We start from the raw sequence: 18,258 nt of genomic DNA, 5'->3' as shown, positions 1-18,258 counted from the left end.
CCCATTAGCGGGCGACCGGCCCAGGCGCGGCTTCCCGGCTAGGCCCACGGCGGCCCCTTGCACCAAGAGACGCACTTTACCGGGTCGGCGAAATCCGGTTAAGGCTTGTTGCAATCAAAAATTCCCGGCGCCCCGGGCAGGAGGCTTCCATGGATTTCGACCGTCTTCGCCGTCTCGCTCTCCTCGGAGGGCTCGCGCTGACCCTCGGTGCCGCAACCGCCGGGCCCGCCGGTGCCGCGGAGGACCTCCTCGACACCATCAAAAGCCGCGGCACGCTCCTCGTCGGGCTTGAAGGCACCTACCGGCCCTTCGGTTACCAGGACGAGAGCGGCAAGCTCGTCGGCTTCGAGGTCGACTTCGCCAATGCGCTCGCCAAGGAACTCGGGGTCAAGGCCGATTTCCAGCCCACCAAATGGGACGGCATCCTGGCCGCGCTCGAATCCGGCCGCATCGACGTGGTCATCAACCAGGTGACCATCACCGACGAGCGCAAGAAGAAATACGACTTCTCCGCCCCCTATACCGTCTCGGGCATCCAGATCATCGTGCGCAAGGGTGACGAGACGAAGATCAGCAAGCCGGACGACCTCGCCGGCAAGGCGGTCGGCGTCGGGCTCGGCACCAATTACGAGCAGTGGCTGAAGGAGAACCAGCCGAAGGCGGACATCCGCACCTACGACGACGATGCGACCAAAATCCAGGACCTCTACAACGGCCGCATCGACGCCGTGCTGAACGACCGGCTGGTCGCCGCCGATCTCGTCAAGGAGTCGAACGGGCGCATCGTCGGCACCGGCGAGCCCTTCGCCAAGCAGGAGGCGGGCATCCCCATGCGCAAGGGCAATCCCAAGCTGCTCGCCGCCGTCAACGGAGCCATCGATAAGTTGCGGCAGGACGGCACGCTGCCGAAGCTCTCGCAGCAGTGGTTCGGCACGGACGTGACGAAATAACCGCCTGGATGGACTCAAGCCTGCAACTCGTTCTCGATTCGGCGCCCCTGCTGCTCAGGGGCGCCCTCTATACCGTGGAGCTTAGCCTCGGCGGCATGATCTTCGGGCTGGCGCTCGGCTTTGCACTGGCGATGATGCGGCTCTCGCCGAGCCGGGTTCTCGATTTCATCGCCCGTGTCTATGTGTCCTTCATCCGCGGCACACCGCTCCTGGTGCAGCTCTTCCTGATCTATTATGGGCTGCCGCAGTTCGGGATCCGTTTCGACCCCATCACCTCGGCGCTCATCGGCTTCTCGCTCAATGTCGCCGGCTATTCGTCGGAGATCCTGCGGGGCGCCATCGGCGCCATCGAGCGCGGCCAGTGGGAAGCGGCCTTCTCCATCGGCATGACGCCCCTGCAGGCCATGCGCCGCGTGGTCCTGCCGCAGGCGGCGCGCACCGCGCTGCCGCCGCTCGGCAACAGCTTCATCAGCCTGATCAAGGACACCTCTCTCGCCGCCACCATCCAGGTGCCGGAGCTCTTCCGCCAGGCCCAGCTCATCACGGCGCGCACCTTCGAGGTGTTCACGATGTATCTGGCGGCGGCCTTCCTCTACTGGGTGCTGTCGAGCCTGCTCGCCTCCGGCCAGACCTATCTCGAAAAGCGCGTGACGCTGCACAGCCGGGAGCGCTGAGGTGGAGGCTCGAAGCGACAGGCCGATGATCGAGGTATCGGGCCTCACCAAGCGCTTCCGCGACACCGAGGTGCTGCGCGGCATCGACCTCTCTGTCCCGACCGGCGAGATCGTCGCGATCGTCGGTCCGAGCGGCTCCGGCAAGACGACGCTCTTGCGCTGCCTCAACTGCCTGGAGACGCCGACGAGCGGCCTCATCCGCGTGGGCGACATCGCGATCGACGGCAACCTTCCGCTCAAGGAGCAGAAGACGCGCGTGCGGACCCTGCGCCAGCACGTCGGTTTCGTCTTCCAGAACTTCAACCTCTTTCCGCACCGCACGGCGCTCGAAAACGTCATCGAGGGCCCGGTGATCGTGAAGGGCGAGCCGCGGCGGGAAGCGGAAGAGCGCGGCCGCGCGCTGCTCGCCAAGGTCGGCCTCGCCGAGAAGGCGGACGCCTACCCCGCCCGGCTCTCCGGCGGACAGCAACAACGCGTCGCCATCGCCCGGGCGCTCGCCATGCAGCCGGATGTGATCCTCTTCGACGAGCCGACCTCGGCGCTCGACCCGGAACTGGTCGGTGAGGTGCTCGCCACCATCAGGAGCCTCGCCGAGGAGCGGCGGACCATGGTCATCGTCACCCATGAAATGCAGTTCGCCCGTGACGTCGCCGACCGGGCGATCTTCATGGACGATGGCGTCATCGTGGAACAAGACGAGGCAAAGCGGCTCTTCACCGCGCCGCACGAGGAGCGCACCCAGCGCTTCCTACGCAAGTTCCTGGACGGCCGCACCAACGGGTCCTGATGCTTTTAGCCATAGACAAGACTATCGCCTCATGCCGGGCGGGCTTTCCCTGTATGATGTGAGGCCGATTGGCAAGTGTGATCGCACTATACGGATATTTCTGCCTTGCTACCGGAAATTATATTATCGGATTTGCTTCTTGGACTGTAACCATCGCCGCCTCCCTCGCGAACTACTACTCGCATCAATAGGGAGACTACCAGATGAACCAACATCTCCGCCTTCGCGACCTCGCCATCTCGCCGCTACCCGTTCCACCCGCTTGGTACCCGATCCCGCTCCGCCTCATCGTCGGCCTCGGCTTCATGCAACATGGTTATGCGAAGCTGGCACGAGGACCGGAAGATTTCATCGGCGTGCTGCACGCGATGGGCATGCCGCTGGCCTTTCTGGCCGGCTGGGCAACCATTATCGTCGAGGTCGTTGGCGGCGCCTTGATCGTTATAGGAGCGCTCGTGCCACTCGCGACGATCCCGATGGTCTTCGTGTTGCTCGTGGCGATTTTCACCGTCCACCTTCCGAACGGCTTCAGCTCGATCAAGCTGCAATCCTACGACGCAGCGGGCGCTCACTTCGGGCAGCCGGGCTATGAAACCGACCTCCTTTATCTCGCCGGCCTCGCGGCCCTGTGTTTCGGAGGCGCCGGCCCTCTTTCGGTCGACGGCCTGTTGAAGCGGGCTCGATGGTCACCGGCGCGCGTGACCGACGACCGCTCCGCGAGGATCTGACCGGACTTGCATCGTCGAACCGGCGGCGCGATCGTCACGCGGGGGAGCGGGTGTGGCGCGTGGCGCCGGGATCGACGGCAAGAGCCATCGTCTCTCTTGGAAGAACGATGCGGGCCGAGAGCCCGCCTTCACCCCGGTTGCGCAGCACGAGTCTTGCGCCGGCATGTGCCAGCGCCAGCTGCGCGATGCTCAAGCCGAGGCCGCTTCCCACGGCGCTCTTGTTGCGGCCGCGAAAGAACGGCTCCGTGACATGCGCAAGCTCGGTCTCGGGAATGCCCGGCCCGCAGTCGTCGATGACGACGGTCACCCATTCGGCATCGATATCGAGGTCGCATCGAACGATCCCGCCAGGCGGACTGTGGAGCAGGGCATTTTCGAGCAGATTTCGCGCGGCGATCGAGAACAGATCGGGATTGATCCCCAGAGCGACGCCCCTGAGCGCCTCAGTGATGAGAACCTGCGTGTTCTGTCCGCTATGGGCGAGGAACTCGCCTCGCAGCATGGCGAGCGCGTCGCCGGGGTTGACCTTGCCTTGGGACGTCTCCCTCTCTTCCGCGTCGACGGATGCGAGATCAAGGAGCTGGCGCACCAGGCGTCCCGTGCGGTTGACGCCGACCGCAATCTGTTCGAGCGCCCTTTCCCTGATCTGCGGGTCGTTGCTCGCGAGCGCCACCTGAGCCTGCGTCTTGAGACCGGCCAGGGGCGTGCGCAATTCATGCGCCGCGAAGGTCGTGAAATTGCGTTCGCGCTCGCGGGCGTCTGCGACCCGCTTGAAGAGCCCGTTCAACGCGTTGAAGACGGGGGTCATTTCCGACGTCGACTTATCGTCGGTCAAAGCGCTGAGATCTGCCGCAGACCGGGTGCCGAGTGCGGTGGCAAGACGGTTCAATGGGGCGAGCCCGCCTTTTACGGACAGCCAGATAAGCCCCGCCAGGATCGGCATGATCAGCAACAGGGGGAGCAGCAGCCCCTTGATGAGGTCGCCGACGAGATTGGCGCGGATGCGACGCGTGTCGCCGACGAGAACCCGGATGCCGCTGTCTTTGTTCTCGACGGCATAGACCCGCCACGTCTCGCCATTCACGACCGTGTCGGAAAAGCCCGTCCGTTGTGCGGTCAGCTCATCACTGGGCGTCCCCTCGGTCTTGCTCAGCAGATTGCCCTCGAAGGACCAGATCTGGCAGGCCAGCTGGCGTTCGTATGACGCCGGCTGCATCACTTTGCTCATGCTCGTCTCAGCTCGGTCGGCGAGACCGACGCCGCGCTCAGTCATTAGAGAGCTGACCATATTCGCGGCTTCCATCAGCCGGGCATCGAGCACGCGCTCCACTTCGGATTTCGTGCTGCCGTAGATCCACACGACGGCCGAGAGCCAAACGACGCCGGTGGTGACCACGAGGATCAGGAAGAGGCGTGCGCGCATCGAGCGGATCATCTGGACAGGCCCATGCGATATCCGACGCCGCGCACCGTCTCGATCACGCCTTGGCCGAGCTTGTTGCGGAGGTTGTGGACATGAACCTCGATGACATTGCTCTCGATCTCTTCCTGCCAGCCGTAGAGCTTTTCCTCGATCTGAGATTTCGACAGCACCGTGCCGGGCCGATCCATCAGCGCGCGCAGGACGGAGAATTCCCGCCGCGACAGCCGGACCTCCAGCCCCCCTTTCTCCACATGCAGGCGTGCGGGATCGAGGGTGATGTCCGCCCATTCCAGGACAGAGGCGGAGCGTCCGGCAGCGCGCCGGACGAGCGCCCGCAACCTCGCCGCCACCTCATCGAGATCGAAGGGCTTTCCCAAATAATCGTCCGCACCGAGGTCGAGCCCATTGATCCGGTCGGCGACGCTGTCACGCGCGGTGAGCAGAAGCACGGGAACATGGTTCCGCCGTTGGCGGAGCGCCTTCAGGACCGTCAAACCGGAGCCGTCCGGAAGCATGAGATCGAGGACGACGACGTCATAGGGATTGGCCGCCAGTGCCGCATCCGCATCGACGCAGGTCGTGACCGCGTCGGCGATGAAGCCGTTCAACGCGAGCCCGACCTGCAGCCCGTCCTTCAAGATCTCGTCGTCTTCGACGACCAGCACGCGCATGGCTCACTCCGTCTCCAGCCTCCGCCCATCCTCCGCCCACGCCTTAAGGCTGGCTTAAGGTCGCCCCTGTCCCTCGATCGCTTCCGCGATAAAGGGGCAATACGATGTCGCCTGTTCTCATATCGAGTATCTCGCTGCCATCCATGGCGGCTTCGGAGAAATCCGATCCAACGGCTTTAGCACGCCGCCCCGGTTTTCAGATGAGCCGCAGAGTGGTGCTCGGCGGGATGGGCGCGATGGTGCTTTCGGGCTGCGTTTCGACCTGGCCATCGCCGCCGCCGGTCGCCGAGGCTGAAATCATTCCCGAACCCGTGGTACCGGCGATGTATCAGGCCCTGGACGACGGCGGCTTCCATATTCCGGCAGTCGACACCAGGGTCGTTCCAGAAGAGTTCTGGCGCCAGGACGTCGCTTATGACAGCGGCGAGAAGCCGGGCACGCTCATCGTCGATACGCCGGCAAAATATCTCTACCACGTCAAGCCGGGCGGCCGCGCGACGCGGTACGGCATCGGCGTCGGCCGCGAAGGCTTCGAGTGGTCCGGGCGTGCGATAGTCGCCTATCGCCGCAAATGGCCGCGCTGGACGCCTCCGGACAGCATGATCCAACGCCAGCCGGAACTCGCGCCCTACAGCGTCGCGAATGGCGGAATGCCGCCGGGCCTTCGCAACCCCCTCGGCGCACGCGCGCTTTATATCCATGAGAACGGGCGTGACACCCTCTACCGTCTTCATGGAACGACGGAACCGGCGTCGATCGGCAAAGCCGTCTCTTCCGGCTGTATCCGGCTGCTCAACCAGGACGTCATCCATCTCTACGACAACGTTCGCGACGGAAGCCCGATTGTGGTCATCCCCGACCCCGCCATGTCCCCGCAGCTCCTGTCGGCCGTCGCGAGCACGAAGGCGTGACCCCGCCAGTCGGTCGTGAGCCTCCATCCGGTTTGCAGCGGTGTTGGTGAGCTTAAGCCTGCCTTAAGCTGCCGCGCGAAGGTGATCCCGACACAACAGATCGAGTCGTTCCGATGATGGAAGAACCGCGCAAGCCTGGACAGCTGCCTGCGGCTTCGTGCTCCCGCCGCACCGTCCTGGGCGGTCTCGGCGCATTCGCAGGTATCGCCGGCCTCGCGGGCTTCGCTCGCCCTGCACAGGCGATCTCCACGAAAATCGGGCCGATCCGTACCGCCGCGCAGTATGTCCAGGCCGTCGCCATAGCCGGCCGGCACAACAGCAACGCCCTCGTCGACATCGCCGCCGACTGGTGCGGCTTTTGCCGCATCATCGACGAGGAGATTCTGCCGGACCCGCGCATCGTCGAGCATCTGACGAATCTGGCGCTCATCAAGGTGGACGTTACCCCGATGGACGACGACAGTCGCGTCCTACTGGAGCTCCTGGGCGCGAAGGGCCCGCCGACCATGTTCATCATCGAGACGAAAACCGGCCGGGAGCTCTCGGGGACGCGCTCGCTTGGATGGTTCGACGTCGAGAACCTCGTGGCGAGGCTTCGGCCCTTCTCGCAATCCAAAGCCGGCGCTGGGCGTCCTGAAAAGCCGAAGGCCCGGCCGCGCAAATCATAACGCCCCTCTCGCACAGGCGCCGACGCCGGCGCGCCACACAGAGCAGCACATGCGAATTCTGATGATAGCCGTTACCGTCGTCCTCGGCATGGCGGCAGGGCGGGCGGTGGCGCAAACGGACATCCTGCCCGTGGATGAGGCCTTCCAGATGGCCGTCACCCGCGATGCGGCAGGGCGGCTGCAGTTCAACTGGGCGATCGCGGACGGCTATTACATGTACCGCGATCGCATGGCCGCCAGGGAGACCGGCACCGGCAAGTCCGTGCAGCTCGACCTTCCGCGCGGACAGGCGATGGAGGACCAGAATTTCGGATCGACCGAGATTTATACGCAGCAGGCGACTGCGAGCGCTTCCGTCGACGACGCATCAGAGCTGAGGGTCCGCTATCAAGGCTGCAAGGACCACAGCATCTGCTATCCGCCGATCGAAAAGATCGTCGACGTGCAATCACTTTCCATCGCTGATGCTGTCTTCGACCCGCTGGCGGGAAGCGATAGCGCGGATACAGACCCCTCTGCCGGCTTCAAATTGGCGGGCGGCACCAGCACGGGCCTCATACCGACGCTCCTCGTCAGTGGCGGACCGCTCTGGGTGGTGGGAAGCTTTCTCGTCTTTGGCCTGCTTCTCGCCTTCACGCCTTGCGTGCTGCCGATGTATCCGATCCTCGCGGCGACGCTGGCGCGGTCGGGAGAGCAACTGACGGCGGGCCGAGGCTTTGCCCTCTCCGCCATCTATGTCGTCGCCATGGCCGCCGCTTACAGCCTCCTCGGCATCGCCGTCGCGTGGTCTGGCCAGAACCTGCAGATCGCACTCCAATCCACTTATGCGGCAGGCGCGATGGCACTCGTCTTCGTTGCCCTCGCCGCCTCCATGTTCGGCGCCTTCGAGCTCGCGCTCCCCGCGCGCTGGCTTAATCGGATCACTTCACTCCAAAGCGGCCGGCGCGGATCGGCGGGATCTGCCGCTGCCCTCGGCTTCACCTCCGCGCTGATCGTCGGGCCTTGCGTGACGGCTCCGCTGGCGGCTGCGCTTCTCTACATCGGCCAGAGCGGCGACCTGCGCCTCGGCGCCGCCGCACTCTTTGCGCTCGGCCTCGGCCAGGGGCTTCCGCTGATCGCCTTCGGCACGCTCGGCAGCCGCGTTCTCCCGCGTGCCGGCGCTTGGATGGTCTATGTCAAATATCTATTCGGCCTCGTCTTCCTCGGCGCGGCCACGTGGCTTGCCGCCCCCATCCTCCCGCCAACCGCTCTATTGGCGGCGTGGGGCATCGTTTTGATCTGCGCCGGTGTATTCATCGGCGCCTTCGACCATCTCACGAGCAACGCCAGCAACCGCCAACGGGTGATGAAGACCGCCGGCCTTCTTCTCACGCTCTATGGCGGCATGCTCTCGCTCGGCGCGGCGAGCGGTTCATCGGATCCGCTGCATCCGCTGGCCGGGTTCTCAGGCGGCGGACGGCCGCCGCAAGCGGCAGAGGCCTTGAGCTTCGACAGCGCAGCATCGGTTGCCGAACTGAAGGAGCAGCTCGCAAGCGCATCGTCGAGCGGCAAGCCCGCGCTCGTCTATTTCACTGCGGACTGGTGCGTGACCTGCAAGGTCATCGACAAGAATGCGCTCGCAGCGCCAACGGTCCTCACGGCGCTGGGCGATTACCGTCGCATCAAGATCGACCTCACCAAGCCCGACGGCCTGAACCGCGCCTTGCTGCACGATCTCGGAGTCGTCGGTCCGCCGACCATGATCTTCTTCGATGCTGCGTCGAGCGAAGTTCCCGCGACGCGGCTGGTCGGCGACATAACCGCCGAATCGCTGGTGGCCTCTGCGCAGCAGGGGAAGCGCTGATATGGGCGCGATCACGATCGGGCCGCTGATGTTCGCCCCGGAGCGCTTCGCCGCCGTGCTGGCAGCCGCGATATTCGTGATCGCCGCCGAGGTCATGGCGCTACGCCTCGACCCGCGCTATGACGCCCTCAAGGCGGCGCAAGCGGGCATGGGACGATGAGGGAAACAACGGGAGCTGCTCAGCACAGCACAACTGCCGCGCTCCAACCTGTCGCAAATGATGCGACACTCAGCCCGGCCGCATTATTCGACGGCGGGTCTCAACGCGATCTGTGGCGCGTCGTCGACGGACGGGCGGATGCCGCCAGAATCGCCGGCGATGATCCTGACCGGCGCCTCGGAGGTCTTCACCTGGACGGTACTGCCGGCGATCTCCGGCTCGGGCCCCCCAAGGCCGGTCCTTGAGGAGCCGGTCACGCTCATGTCCCCATCGGCCAGGTTGGGCGTAGGCGTGGAGCGCTGCGCCAGCCGCGACGTCATGGCCGACGATTGGCCATTGAGTGATTTGAAATAGGCAAGCGCCTCGGCGAGCTGCTCCGGCGGCATGTCGCTCCGCATAAAGGTCGCGGCCTCCTTGGCCTTGCCCTCCAGGCTGAGCACGAGGGCGAGATTCTGCCGGACCCGATCGTCGGCCTTGGGGCTCGCCGCCGCTTGCCGCAGCGCCCGTTCCGCCTGCGGCAGGTCGCGCGACAAAGCGTAGGACAGGCCAAGGTTGGACAGGAGCGTCGGCTCACCGGGCGCCAGCCTGAGCGCCGCCAGGTAATAGCGACGGGCTGCCTCGTGATCGCCGAGCTGATCGGCGACGGTGCCCTGGGCGGAGAGCACGCTCCAATCCGGATTGTCGGGCGTGTGGGCGCGCGCAAGAACCTCACCCGCCTGCTTGAAATTGCCGACGTCAATGAGGGCCTTGCCATAGGCGGCGAGCAGGGTCTTGTCGCCAGGCGCGCGAATGACGGCCTGGCGCAGCACGGCGGCTGCCTGCTCGTGCTGGCCGATTTCCCTGAGCGCCCGGCCATAGGCCAAGGCGGCGATCTTGTCACCGGGATCGGCCTCGTAGCGTCTGCCCGCCTTCTCGGCGAGCTCGCGCCAGTCCGCCTGGGTCGGCTCGACACGCGTCGCCTGCCGCTTCGCCGGAAAGATCGACGCGGTGATATCGCTCTTGAGGCTCGACATGCAGCCCCCGAGCATCGTGACCGCCAGGCAAGCGGCGATCCGCAAAACCTTCGATCGCGAGCCGACACCGAGTGGAGGCAAGAGGGCCATGCGTTGTCTTCACAGTGGGTGCACCCCCGGCGAGAGCGGGGCTTAGTATTGATAGTCGGTTAACCCTAACAATCCGTTAAGCCGCTCGCCGGCCCCTCGCTCCATTCTCCTGTGCGTGATACGAAACAAGGACCATCGCGCCGTTAGCCAGCTGAGGACCCGCCCTTGCATCCTGCCATCGCCGATGCCTCCACAGCTCATGTCACGCCCGTCCTGATCGTCTCCGCGGAAACCTTTGCAAGCGCAATCGCCGCGCTGCCGCCGCCGGCGCGCGCCTTTGTGGCGGCGCAAGGTTTCGAACCGAAAGACGGCCGCCACCTCGTCTTGCCGGACGTCGAGGGCGGCATCGCCGCTGTGCTCTTCGGCTGGGACCCGCGGGCGGCCGGACATGACCCATTCATGCCCGGAAAGCTGCCCGGCCTCCTTCCGCCCGGAACCTACCGGCTCGAGGGACTGCCGTCCGAGGCGGCGCCTTCCGCAGTGCTCGCTTTCCTCATCGGCAGCTATCGGTTCGAGCGCTATCGCGCCAACCCTAAGACATCGGACGTCCGCCTCGTGCTGCCGGAGGGTGTCGATGGCCGGGAACTCACGCGGATCGCCGAAGCGGTCGCGCTTGGGCGCGATCTCGTCAATACGCCGGCCAACGACCTCGGGCCGGACGGCATCGAGGCGGCAGCGCGGGCGCTCGCCGCGCGTCACGGCGCAGCGATCAATGTCATCGTCGGTGACGATCTCCTCGCGCAGAACTTCCCGATGGTGCATGCGGTCGGGCGCGCCTCCGCTGTTCCGCCCCGCCTGATCGATCTCACCTGGGGCGACCCTGCCGATCCGAAGGTCACGATCGTCGGCAAGGGGGTAGCCTTCGACACGGGTGGTCTCGACATCAAGCCGGCGAGCGCCATGGCGCTCATGAAGAAGGATATGGGCGGGGCGGCGGCGGCGCTGGCGCTCGCCCATATGGTCATAGACGCCGGCCTGAAGGTCCGCCTGCGCGTGCTCATCCCGGCGGTCGAGAACGCGATTTCCGGCGCCGCCTTCCGTCCGGGCGACGTCCTGAGGAGCCGCAAGGGGCTCTCCGTCGAGATCGGCAACACCGATGCCGAAGGACGGTTGATCCTCGCCGATGCGCTGGCGCTCGCCGACGAGGAGGAACCGGCGCTCATCATCGACTATGCGACGCTGACGGGCGCCGCGCGCGTCGCGCTCGGCCCGGACCTGCCGCCTTTCTATACGGACGACGACGCCGTCGCGGAGCGGCTCGCGGCGCTATGTCTGGCCGTCAATGATCCGGTCTGGCGCATGCCCTTGTGGCGGCCTTACGACAGCCTCCTCTCCTCCAAGATCGCCGACATCAATCACATTTCGAGCGGCGGCTTCGCCGGCTCGGTCACGGCGGCACTCTTCCTGCGCCGTTTCGTGGAAAAGGCGACGCATGTGCATTTCGACATCTTCGCCTGGACGCCCTCGGTGAAGCCCGGACGCCCCGAGGGTGGCGAGGTGCAGGGCGCGCGGCTCGTCTACGCCTATCTCAAGGAGCGCTTCGGCACGGGCTCGCGGTAAGGATGTCCTTAACTCCAACGGCAAGTGCAGCTTGTGGTGCGGACGGCCGGCCCGATAAGAATACGGGTCCGTAACGAACCAGATGCCGGCCGATGCCCGTCGAACTCAGACCACTGCAGGCGCTCCTGCTCTGGCATTACGTCACGCTCGGTCTCGTGCGCGACGAGGAGTTCGACCTGTCGCTCCGGCAGATGGCTATTCTGCTGACCGTCTATCTGGACACGCCGCCCCATACCGTGCGCGGGCTCGCCGCCAAGCTCGGCGTGACGAAGCCCGTAATTACGCGCGCGCTCGACAGCATGGGTAAGCTCGAGCTGGTGGCCCGCCGCCGCGACGACGCGGACCGGCGCAATGTGCTCGTGCAGCGCACGGTGAAAGGGGCGCTGGCGGTCGAGCGGCTCGGTGATATTGTCGTGGCGCGGGCCAAAGACTTGCCCCGCTAGAAGACCTGCCCCGTTAGAAGAAGACCCCGTTAGAAGATCTGCCCCGTTAGGAGCCTTCCGGAATGACAGCGCATGATCCCCGCCTGACGCCCGCCCGGCCGGATCTTGCGTCGGTGCATCTGCGCGGCATCGTCGAGGCACAGCGCTACGTGACGCCGCAGCTCTGCCGGATCGTGGCGCCGAGTGCGGTCGTGCGGCGCGAACCGGTGCCGGATGCCCCACTCGATACGGAAGCGCTCGCCGGCGAACCGGTTGCCGTGCTCGACGAGAACGAAGGCTGGGTCTGGGGCCAGCTCCTGCGCGACGGCTATGTCGGCTATCTGCCGACCGAGGCGGTCAGCGCGTCGGCGCCCGCCCCGACCCATGTGGTCACGGTGCCGCGCAGCTTCGTCTTTCCGGGTCCCAGCATCAAGCAGCCGCCGCTCGCGGCGCTGCCCTATGCCGCCGAAGTGGCGGTGGTGAAGGAAGGCCCGGAGCCCTTCGCGCAACTCGCCGGCGGCGGCTATGTGATCGCCCGCCATCTCGCCGCGGCGCGCGGCTGGCGCGACGCCGATTATATGGCGACCGCCGAGCGCTTCGTCGGCGTACCCTATCTCTGGGGCGGCAAGACGAGCCTCGGCATCGACTGCTCCGGCCTGGTGCAGCTCTCGTTGCGCGCCGCCGGCGTCAATTTCCCACGCGACACCTATCGCCAGGAGGCCTCGCCCGCCGCCAAGCCCGTGCCCGGCGGCGAACGGCAGGAACGTTTGAGGCGGGGCGATCTCGTCTTCTGGAAAGGCCATGTCGGCATGATGCTCAACGAGACCAGGCTCATTCACGCCAATGCCTATCACATGCTCGTCGCGGTCGAGCCGCTGGCGGAAGCCGCCGAGCGCATCCTCTCCCGAGGTGGCGGGCCGATCACCAGCATCCGGCGGCTGCGGGATTGACGAGCCGGCCCTATAGCCGACGCCTCAGATCTCCTCCGGCCGCGCGAGAAAAGCGCGGATGACGCGGCGCAGGCTGGCGGCCGCGGTGGTCGCGACCTCCTTGGTCTCGCGGTGGCTGGGCCGTGCCCCCTCTACGCCGGAAGCCAGATTGGTGACGACGGACATGGCCGCGACCCGAATGCCATGGCGGCGGGCGAGGATGACCTCCGGAACAGTCGACATGCCGACGAGATCGGCCCCGAGCATCCGCGCCATGCGCACCTCCGCCGGCGTCTCGAAGCTCGGCCCCGAGAACCACATGTAGATGCCCTCGTTCATGGTGATCCCCGCCGCGATGGCGGCGAGCTTCAGGCGCTTGCGCAGGTGCTGGTCATAGGCGTCCGTCATATTGACGAAGCGTCCGTCGCCGCGGTCTCCGACCAGGGGGTTGGGCCCCGAAAAATTGATATGGTCGGTGATGAGGCAGAGCGTGCCGACGCGAATGCTCTGCTTGAGCGAGCCCGCGGCATTGGTGAGGATGAGCGGGGGCGCGCCGTAGCGGGCGAGCAGCGCGATAGGCAGCGCCATGGCGCGGGCATCACCCGTTTCGTAGAAATGAGCCCGGCCGCCGAAGATCAGGACCCGCCGCCCCTCCAGCCGCCCGGCGACGAGCTGCGGCACATGGCCGGAGACGCTCATCTGCGGAAAGCCGGGGATCGCCGCATAGGGCAGCTCGATCGCGTCCTCGATGTCCTCCACGAGCTTGCCGAGCCCGGTGCCGAGCACCAGCGCCTGATTGAAGGGGCCGGTGATGCCATGGGACGCGAGAACCGCCTCGGCCTCGTCGAGCCGGCTCTCCGGCGTGTCATTCGTCATGGTGATCTCCGGACAAGCCGAGATTTGCCGGCCCGAAGGCGAAGGGCAAGAGCTCCGCAAAGGTAAAGCTGCGGCGCACGCCCGCGTCGTCCCCCACATGCACCATGGTGTCGGGCGTCGCGAATTCGCGGATGCGCTGCCGGCACACGCCGCAAGGCGTGACGAGCTCGTGGCCGCCACCGACGACCATCACGGCCGCGATCCGCGTCTCGCCCGCCGCGACCATCGCGCCGATCGCCCCGGCCTCGGCGCAGAGCCCGGCCGGGTATGCGGCATTCTCGACATTGGTGCCGGCGTGGATCTGCCCGTTCTCGGTCAGAACGGCCGCACCCACGGGAAAGCCCGAATAAGGCGCATAGGCCCTGGCGCGGGACGCACGGGCGGCCGCGAATAATCTCTCGATATCCTCCGGATCCTGCTTCACCATGGACTTGCCGCTCCCCCGGCGTGTTGCATCTGACGACGACGCCATCCATCTGTGGCAGGATGATCTTACCCGAAGATCGCGCATATTTCGGCGCGTCTTCGCAAAGAGCTGTGGGTCGGTCGCATGAGCCTGTCGGGTGAGGAAGTCGAGCGCTACGCGCGCCATATCGTGCTGCGCGATGTCGGCGGGCCGGGGCAGATGAAGCTCAAACGGGCGCGGGTCCTCGCCATCGGCGCCGGTGGGCTCGGGGCCCCGCTCCTGCAATATCTCGCCGCCGCCGGGGTCGGCACGCTCGGCATCGCCGACGACGACGTGGTGTCGCTGTCCAATCTGCAGCGGCAGATCATCCACGGCACACCGGATGTCGGCCGCCCGAAGGTGGAAAGCGCGGCGGATGCGATCGCCCGCCTCAATCCGCATGTGGAGGTGGTCACGCATCCGGTTCGAGTCGACGCGGAGAATGTCCGCGCGCTGCTGCGCGACTATGACGTGATCGCCGACGGCTCCGATAATTTCAAGACGCGCTATCTCGTCGCTGACGCGGCTTTTCATGAAAGAAAGCCGCTCGTCTCGGCGGCGCTCGGCACCTTCGATGCATCGCTCACGACGATTCGCGCGCATGAGGCCGGGGCCGACGGCACGCCGAACCCGACCTATCGCTGCCTGTTTCCTGAGCCGCCGCCGCCCGGCACCGTGCCGACCTGCGAGGAGGCCGGAATCGTCGGCGCGCTCGCCGGCGTGATGGGTGCGCTCATGGCGCTCGAAGTCATCCGCGCCATCGTCGGTTTCGGCGAGGGGCTCGTCGGCCGCCTTCTCCTCGTCGATGGCCTCAGCATGCGCTTCGAAACGCTGAACTACAGCTGGGATTCGGAAAACCCGTTGAGCGGAACCCACGTCACGCGATAGCCGCCACGGCGGCGATGAGCCGCTCGATATCCTCCGGCCGCGACAGCCGATGGTCGCCGTCCTTGATCAGGGTGAGCGTCACCGCTTCGCCGGGCAGATGCTCGACCGTTTCCAACACATGCCGCCAGGGCACGTCCGGATCTTCCATGCCCTGGAGGATGTGCACCGGGCAGCCGGGCTCGATGGCGCCGCCGAGCAGGAGATGCTTGCGCCCATCCTCGATCAGGCCGCGCGTGATCGGATAGGGGTCGCCGTAGAGCGAGGGTCGCAGGAAGGCACCCGTGGTCTCGAGCTCTCGCCGTGCATCCTCGGAAAGAGCCTCCCACATCAGGCGCTCGGTGAAATCGACCGCAGGGGCGATCAGCACGAGGCCGGCCGGTGCATGGTCGGGCCGCTCGACCTTCAGGCGGAGCGCGGCGAGAAGCGCGACCCAGCCACCCATCGACGAGCCGACGAGCACAGCCGGTCCCTCGGTCTTCGCCGTAATCACGGCGAGCGCCTCTTCGAGCCAGCGTGAGATCGTGCCGGCGGTGAACTCGCCGCCCGATTCCCCATGGCCGGAATAGTCGAAACGGACGAAGGCCCGGCCCGCTTCCGCGGCCCAGTCGTCGAGCGCGGTCGCCTTGGTCGCGCGCATGTCGGAGCGAAAGCCGCCGAGCCAGACGACTGCCGGGCCACTCCCCGGACGAGCCAGGATTGCAACATTGCGGGCATCATCCCCCTCGCCGACGGCCAAAAATTGCAGATCAGGCGCATTCGCCATAAGACTTCTCCTGCCATACGCTGGCGAATCGATCGTGGAGGCGTCTTACACCGGTGACCGTTTCGAAACGAGCGGGGGCGCCACTTGTCCTGCCGACGGTGACAAGCCATCCGCTCGCAGGCCGTACCGTCTTGCAGGTCGTACCCGAACTCGAAGCGGGCGGCGCCGAGCGAACGACGGTCGATATGGCTGCTGCCCTTGCAGCGGTGGGCGCGCGCGCGCTGGTCGCGACGGAAGGCGGCCGCCTTGTCGGCGAACTCCAGGCCAAGGGTGGCGTGTGGATCCCCTTTCCGGCACGCACCAAGAATCCGCTCGCCATGGCGCTCAACGTGCGGCGGCTGATCAAGATCTGCCTCGATGACGGCGTGGACCTGCTGCATGCGCGCTCGCGCGCGCCAGCCTGGGTGGCGCTTGCCGCCGCGCGGACCCTCACGCTGCCGCTGGTGACGACCTACCACGGCAGCTATGCCGGCCGGTCGGCGGTGAAGGTCATGTATAATTCGGTGATGGCGCGTGGTGACGCGGTGATCGCCAATTCGATCTATACCGCCGATCTCATCCGCGCCGCCCACCCCTTCGCTGCGTCGCGAATTCGCGTCATCTATCGCGGCACCGATCTCGCGGAATACGCGCCGGGAGCGGTCTCGCCGGCGCGCGTCGAGGCCTTGCGCAGCGCCTGGGGCGTGGCGCCGCATGAGCGCATCGTGCTGCTCGCAGGGCGGCTGACGGGCTGGAAAGGCCAGACCGTCCTGATCGAGGCGGCGCGCAAGCTCGTGGACCAGGGAGTGAACGACGTCGCCTTCGTCCTGGCGGGCGACCACCAGGGCCGAGACGGCTATGTGCGCGACCTCGACAACCGGATCGCGCGGCTGGGGCTCCAGGGAGTCGTGCACCGCGTCGGCCATTGCCAGGACATGCCCGCGGCCTTTCTCGCGGCCTCGGTCGTCACCGTGCCTTCGACGGAGCCGGAAGCCTTCGGCCGCGTTGCGGTGGAGGCGCAGGCCATGGGCACCTGCGTAGTGGTCTCGGATCTCGGCGCGGTGCCGGAGACGGTGTTGAGCCCACCCCAGGTATCGCCTTCCGAACGCACGGGCTGGCGGGTGCCGCCGGGCGATGCAGCCGCCCTGGCGAGTGCCATCGGAGATGCGCTTTCGCTGGGCGCAACAGCCCTGCAGGGCATGGCCGCCCGGGCGCGCGCCCATGTGGAGCAGCATTTTTCCTTGGAGCGCATGGTATCCGAGACTCTCGATACCTATGCCGCGCTTCTCGAACGCAGGCGTTTCGAAGAAGCGAACGCGACACCCTCTTATAAAGACACTGGAGCGTGAAACGCCGGAACCTGTTGACTTTGAGCCCGGTTCTCATGAATGTCGTTGGTTCAGCGTATCATCTCGTCTACAGCAACCCGTCTTGGCAGCCCAGCGTCGCGCCGGCCCCTATCCCGGCCATCGCGGACGAAGCCAGGGCAGCCGGACGATAACAGGAGAGAATTGCCATTCGCAGGCCTATGAGATCCATTGCGGCTCCGCAAAAGGAAGGACCGCGCGCCAATAGAGACATCCGAGGTGTTCGGGAAGTCCAGCTGATCGACGAAAGTGGGCAGAACCGTGGCGTCGTGCCGCTGTTCGACGCTTTGCGCACAGCCGAGGAAGCCGGCCTCGACCTTGTCGAGATCGCTCCGAATTCCGTTCCACCGGTCTGCAAGCTCCTCGACCTCGGCCGCTTCAAGTTCCTCGAGCAAAAGAAGGCTGCCGAGGCGCGCAAGAAGCAGAAGACCGTCGAAGTGAAGGAGATCAAGCTCCGGCCGGGCATCGACGACCACGACTACGGCGTCAAGATGCGGGCTGTGCGGCGCTTCTTCGAGGAAGGCGACAAGGTGAAGATCACCTTGCGCTTCCGCGGTCGCGAGATGGCGCATCAGGACCTCGGCTATAAGCTCCTCCTGCGCGTCAGGGACGAGATGTCCGAGGTGGCCAAAGTCGAGAGCGACCCCCAGCTCGAAGGCCGCCAGATGGTCATGATCCTGGCGCCTCGCTGAGGTTCGTAAGCCGTCAGACCGAGTTTGGGCGCCCGGACGCACCTTGCCGTCGCGCCGCTACCTCGCTGTTGCCAATCGGCCCCGTTTCTGCGATAAGCGCGGCCTCGTTGGAACCGCCCGGCCACCAGGGCTGCCGTGGCGGTTCTTTTTGCTCACATCACATGTGACGGCGAGCCAGGGCGGGTAACCGCACCTGCAAAGCCATAGGAGAGCCAAATGCCCAAGCTGAAGACGAAATCGGGCGCCAAAAAGCGCTTCAAGATCTCGGGAACGGGCAAGGTCATCGCCGCACAGGCAGGCAAGCGCCACGGCATGATCAAGCGCACCAAGAAGTTCATCCGCAATCAGCGCGGCACGACCGTGCTGTTCGACGGCGACGCGAAGAACGTCAAGAAGTTCTTCCTCCCCAACGGCTGAGC

General features: G+C 66.0%; 21 protein-coding genes. 15 read left to right on the top strand and 6 right to left on the bottom strand.

Features of this window, described 5'->3' with window-relative positions:
- Positions 1–149 precede the first annotated feature (149 nt).
- From tcyJ to ACFQU1_RS10645, 4 genes are all read left to right on the top strand, one after another.
- Positions 150–950: a cystine ABC transporter substrate-binding protein gene (tcyJ, locus tag ACFQU1_RS10660; protein WP_378132232.1), complete on the top strand. Its 801-nt coding sequence runs from the start codon at positions 150–152 to the stop codon at positions 948–950.
- A gap of 8 nt (positions 951–958) precedes the next feature.
- The gene (gene tcyL, locus ACFQU1_RS10655; protein WP_378132230.1) at positions 959–1,624 is read left to right on the top strand and encodes a cystine ABC transporter permease; all 666 of its coding nucleotides are present in this window, start codon (positions 959–961) and stop codon (positions 1,622–1,624) included.
- A gap of 25 nt (positions 1,625–1,649) precedes the next feature.
- A complete protein-coding gene (tcyN, locus tag ACFQU1_RS10650; protein ID WP_378132228.1) occupies positions 1,650–2,411 on the top strand; it encodes an L-cystine ABC transporter ATP-binding protein TcyN in 762 nt (253 codons plus the stop codon).
- 203 nt (positions 2,412–2,614) lie between these two features.
- A complete protein-coding gene (locus ACFQU1_RS10645; RefSeq protein ID WP_378132226.1) occupies positions 2,615–3,139 on the top strand; it encodes a DoxX family protein in 525 nt (174 codons plus the stop codon).
- A gap of 34 nt (positions 3,140–3,173) precedes the next feature.
- Here the strand turns inward: ACFQU1_RS10645 and ACFQU1_RS10640 are convergent, their stop codons facing one another.
- Entirely contained in the window at positions 3,174–4,562 is a 1,389-nt protein-coding gene (locus ACFQU1_RS10640; RefSeq protein WP_378132224.1) for an ATP-binding protein, read from the bottom strand.
- An 8-nt stretch (positions 4,563–4,570) separates the two neighbouring features.
- A complete protein-coding gene (locus ACFQU1_RS10635) occupies positions 4,571–5,233 on the bottom strand; it encodes a response regulator (protein ID WP_378132222.1) in 663 nt (220 codons plus the stop codon).
- Positions 5,234–5,433: 200 nt separating this feature from the next.
- Between ACFQU1_RS10635 and ACFQU1_RS10630 the strand changes: the two genes are divergently transcribed.
- From ACFQU1_RS10630 to ACFQU1_RS10615, 4 genes are all read left to right on the top strand, one after another.
- On the top strand, positions 5,434–6,144 hold the full coding sequence (locus tag ACFQU1_RS10630; protein ID WP_378132220.1) for a L,D-transpeptidase: 711 nt from the start codon (positions 5,434–5,436) through the stop codon (positions 6,142–6,144).
- Between the two features lie 113 nt (positions 6,145–6,257).
- On the top strand, positions 6,258–6,812 hold the full coding sequence (locus tag ACFQU1_RS10625; protein ID WP_378132218.1) for a thioredoxin domain-containing protein: 555 nt from the start codon (positions 6,258–6,260) through the stop codon (positions 6,810–6,812).
- A 49-nt stretch (positions 6,813–6,861) separates the two neighbouring features.
- On the top strand, positions 6,862–8,655 hold the full coding sequence (gene dsbD, locus ACFQU1_RS10620) for a protein-disulfide reductase DsbD (RefSeq protein ID WP_378132216.1): 1,794 nt from the start codon (positions 6,862–6,864) through the stop codon (positions 8,653–8,655).
- Position 8,656: 1 nt separating this feature from the next.
- Positions 8,657–8,815 carry a hypothetical protein gene (locus tag ACFQU1_RS10615; RefSeq protein ID WP_378132214.1) on the top strand — a complete coding sequence of 53 codons (159 nt, stop codon included), beginning with the start codon at positions 8,657–8,659 and terminating at the stop codon, positions 8,813–8,815.
- Between the two features lie 83 nt (positions 8,816–8,898).
- On the opposite strand, the gene ACFQU1_RS10610 is transcribed toward ACFQU1_RS10615, so the two are convergent.
- Positions 8,899–9,918, bottom strand: coding sequence for a tetratricopeptide repeat protein (locus ACFQU1_RS10610; protein WP_378132212.1), 1,020 nt, complete (start codon positions 9,916–9,918; stop codon positions 8,899–8,901).
- A gap of 165 nt (positions 9,919–10,083) precedes the next feature.
- Between ACFQU1_RS10610 and ACFQU1_RS10605 the strand changes: the two genes are divergently transcribed.
- The 3 genes from ACFQU1_RS10605 to ACFQU1_RS10595 all read left to right on the top strand — a co-directional run bounded on the left by ACFQU1_RS10605 (position 10,084) and on the right by ACFQU1_RS10595 (position 12,850).
- Positions 10,084–11,478: a leucyl aminopeptidase family protein gene (locus tag ACFQU1_RS10605; protein ID WP_378132210.1), complete on the top strand. Its 1,395-nt coding sequence runs from the start codon at positions 10,084–10,086 to the stop codon at positions 11,476–11,478.
- A gap of 92 nt (positions 11,479–11,570) precedes the next feature.
- Positions 11,571–11,921: a MarR family transcriptional regulator gene (locus ACFQU1_RS10600; RefSeq protein WP_378132208.1), complete on the top strand. Its 351-nt coding sequence runs from the start codon at positions 11,571–11,573 to the stop codon at positions 11,919–11,921.
- A 62-nt stretch (positions 11,922–11,983) separates the two neighbouring features.
- Entirely contained in the window at positions 11,984–12,850 is an 867-nt protein-coding gene (locus tag ACFQU1_RS10595; protein WP_378132206.1) for a C40 family peptidase, read from the top strand.
- Between the two features lie 24 nt (positions 12,851–12,874).
- Here the strand turns inward: ACFQU1_RS10595 and ACFQU1_RS10590 are convergent, their stop codons facing one another.
- Together ACFQU1_RS10590 and ACFQU1_RS10585 are read right to left on the bottom strand one after the other, a co-directional pair.
- A complete protein-coding gene (locus tag ACFQU1_RS10590) occupies positions 12,875–13,705 on the bottom strand; it encodes a purine-nucleoside phosphorylase (protein ID WP_378132204.1) in 831 nt (276 codons plus the stop codon).
- Positions 13,695–14,132 (bottom strand): cytidine deaminase, encoded by a 438-nt coding sequence (locus tag ACFQU1_RS10585; protein ID WP_378132202.1) that lies wholly within the window; start codon positions 14,130–14,132, stop codon positions 13,695–13,697. Before ACFQU1_RS10585 ends, ACFQU1_RS10590 begins: the two co-directional genes overlap by 11 nt.
- 123 nt (positions 14,133–14,255) lie before the next feature.
- On the opposite strand from ACFQU1_RS10585, the gene ACFQU1_RS10580 reads away from it, so the two are divergent.
- Positions 14,256–15,038 (top strand): HesA/MoeB/ThiF family protein, encoded by a 783-nt coding sequence (locus tag ACFQU1_RS10580; protein WP_378132200.1) that lies wholly within the window; start codon positions 14,256–14,258, stop codon positions 15,036–15,038.
- Here ACFQU1_RS10580 and ACFQU1_RS10575 read toward each other — a convergent pair.
- Entirely contained in the window at positions 15,028–15,801 is a 774-nt protein-coding gene (locus ACFQU1_RS10575; RefSeq protein ID WP_378132198.1) for an alpha/beta hydrolase, read from the bottom strand. The genes ACFQU1_RS10580 and ACFQU1_RS10575 overlap by 11 nt on opposite strands.
- A gap of 53 nt (positions 15,802–15,854) precedes the next feature.
- On the opposite strand from ACFQU1_RS10575, the gene ACFQU1_RS10570 reads away from it, so the two are divergent.
- The 3 genes from ACFQU1_RS10570 to rpmI all read left to right on the top strand — a co-directional run bounded on the left by ACFQU1_RS10570 (position 15,855) and on the right by rpmI (position 18,256).
- The gene (locus tag ACFQU1_RS10570) at positions 15,855–17,129 is read left to right on the top strand and encodes a glycosyltransferase family 4 protein (protein WP_378132196.1); all 1,275 of its coding nucleotides are present in this window, start codon (positions 15,855–15,857) and stop codon (positions 17,127–17,129) included.
- Between the two features lie 179 nt (positions 17,130–17,308).
- Entirely contained in the window at positions 17,309–17,839 is a 531-nt protein-coding gene (infC, locus tag ACFQU1_RS10565) for a translation initiation factor IF-3 (protein ID WP_378132194.1), read from the top strand.
- Positions 17,840–18,055: 216 nt separating this feature from the next.
- Positions 18,056–18,256 (top strand): 50S ribosomal protein L35, encoded by a 201-nt coding sequence (gene rpmI / locus ACFQU1_RS10560; RefSeq protein WP_378132192.1) that lies wholly within the window; start codon positions 18,056–18,058, stop codon positions 18,254–18,256.
- Positions 18,257–18,258 lie beyond the last annotated feature (2 nt).

This window comes from Chelatococcus sp. GCM10030263, from assembly GCF_042666455.1.
In the GTDB taxonomy this organism is placed as follows: domain Bacteria; phylum Pseudomonadota; class Alphaproteobacteria; order Rhizobiales; family Beijerinckiaceae; genus Chelatococcus.
Note: the sequence above shows the minus strand (reverse complement) of the source record. Positions and strands in the feature narration are given on the sequence as shown.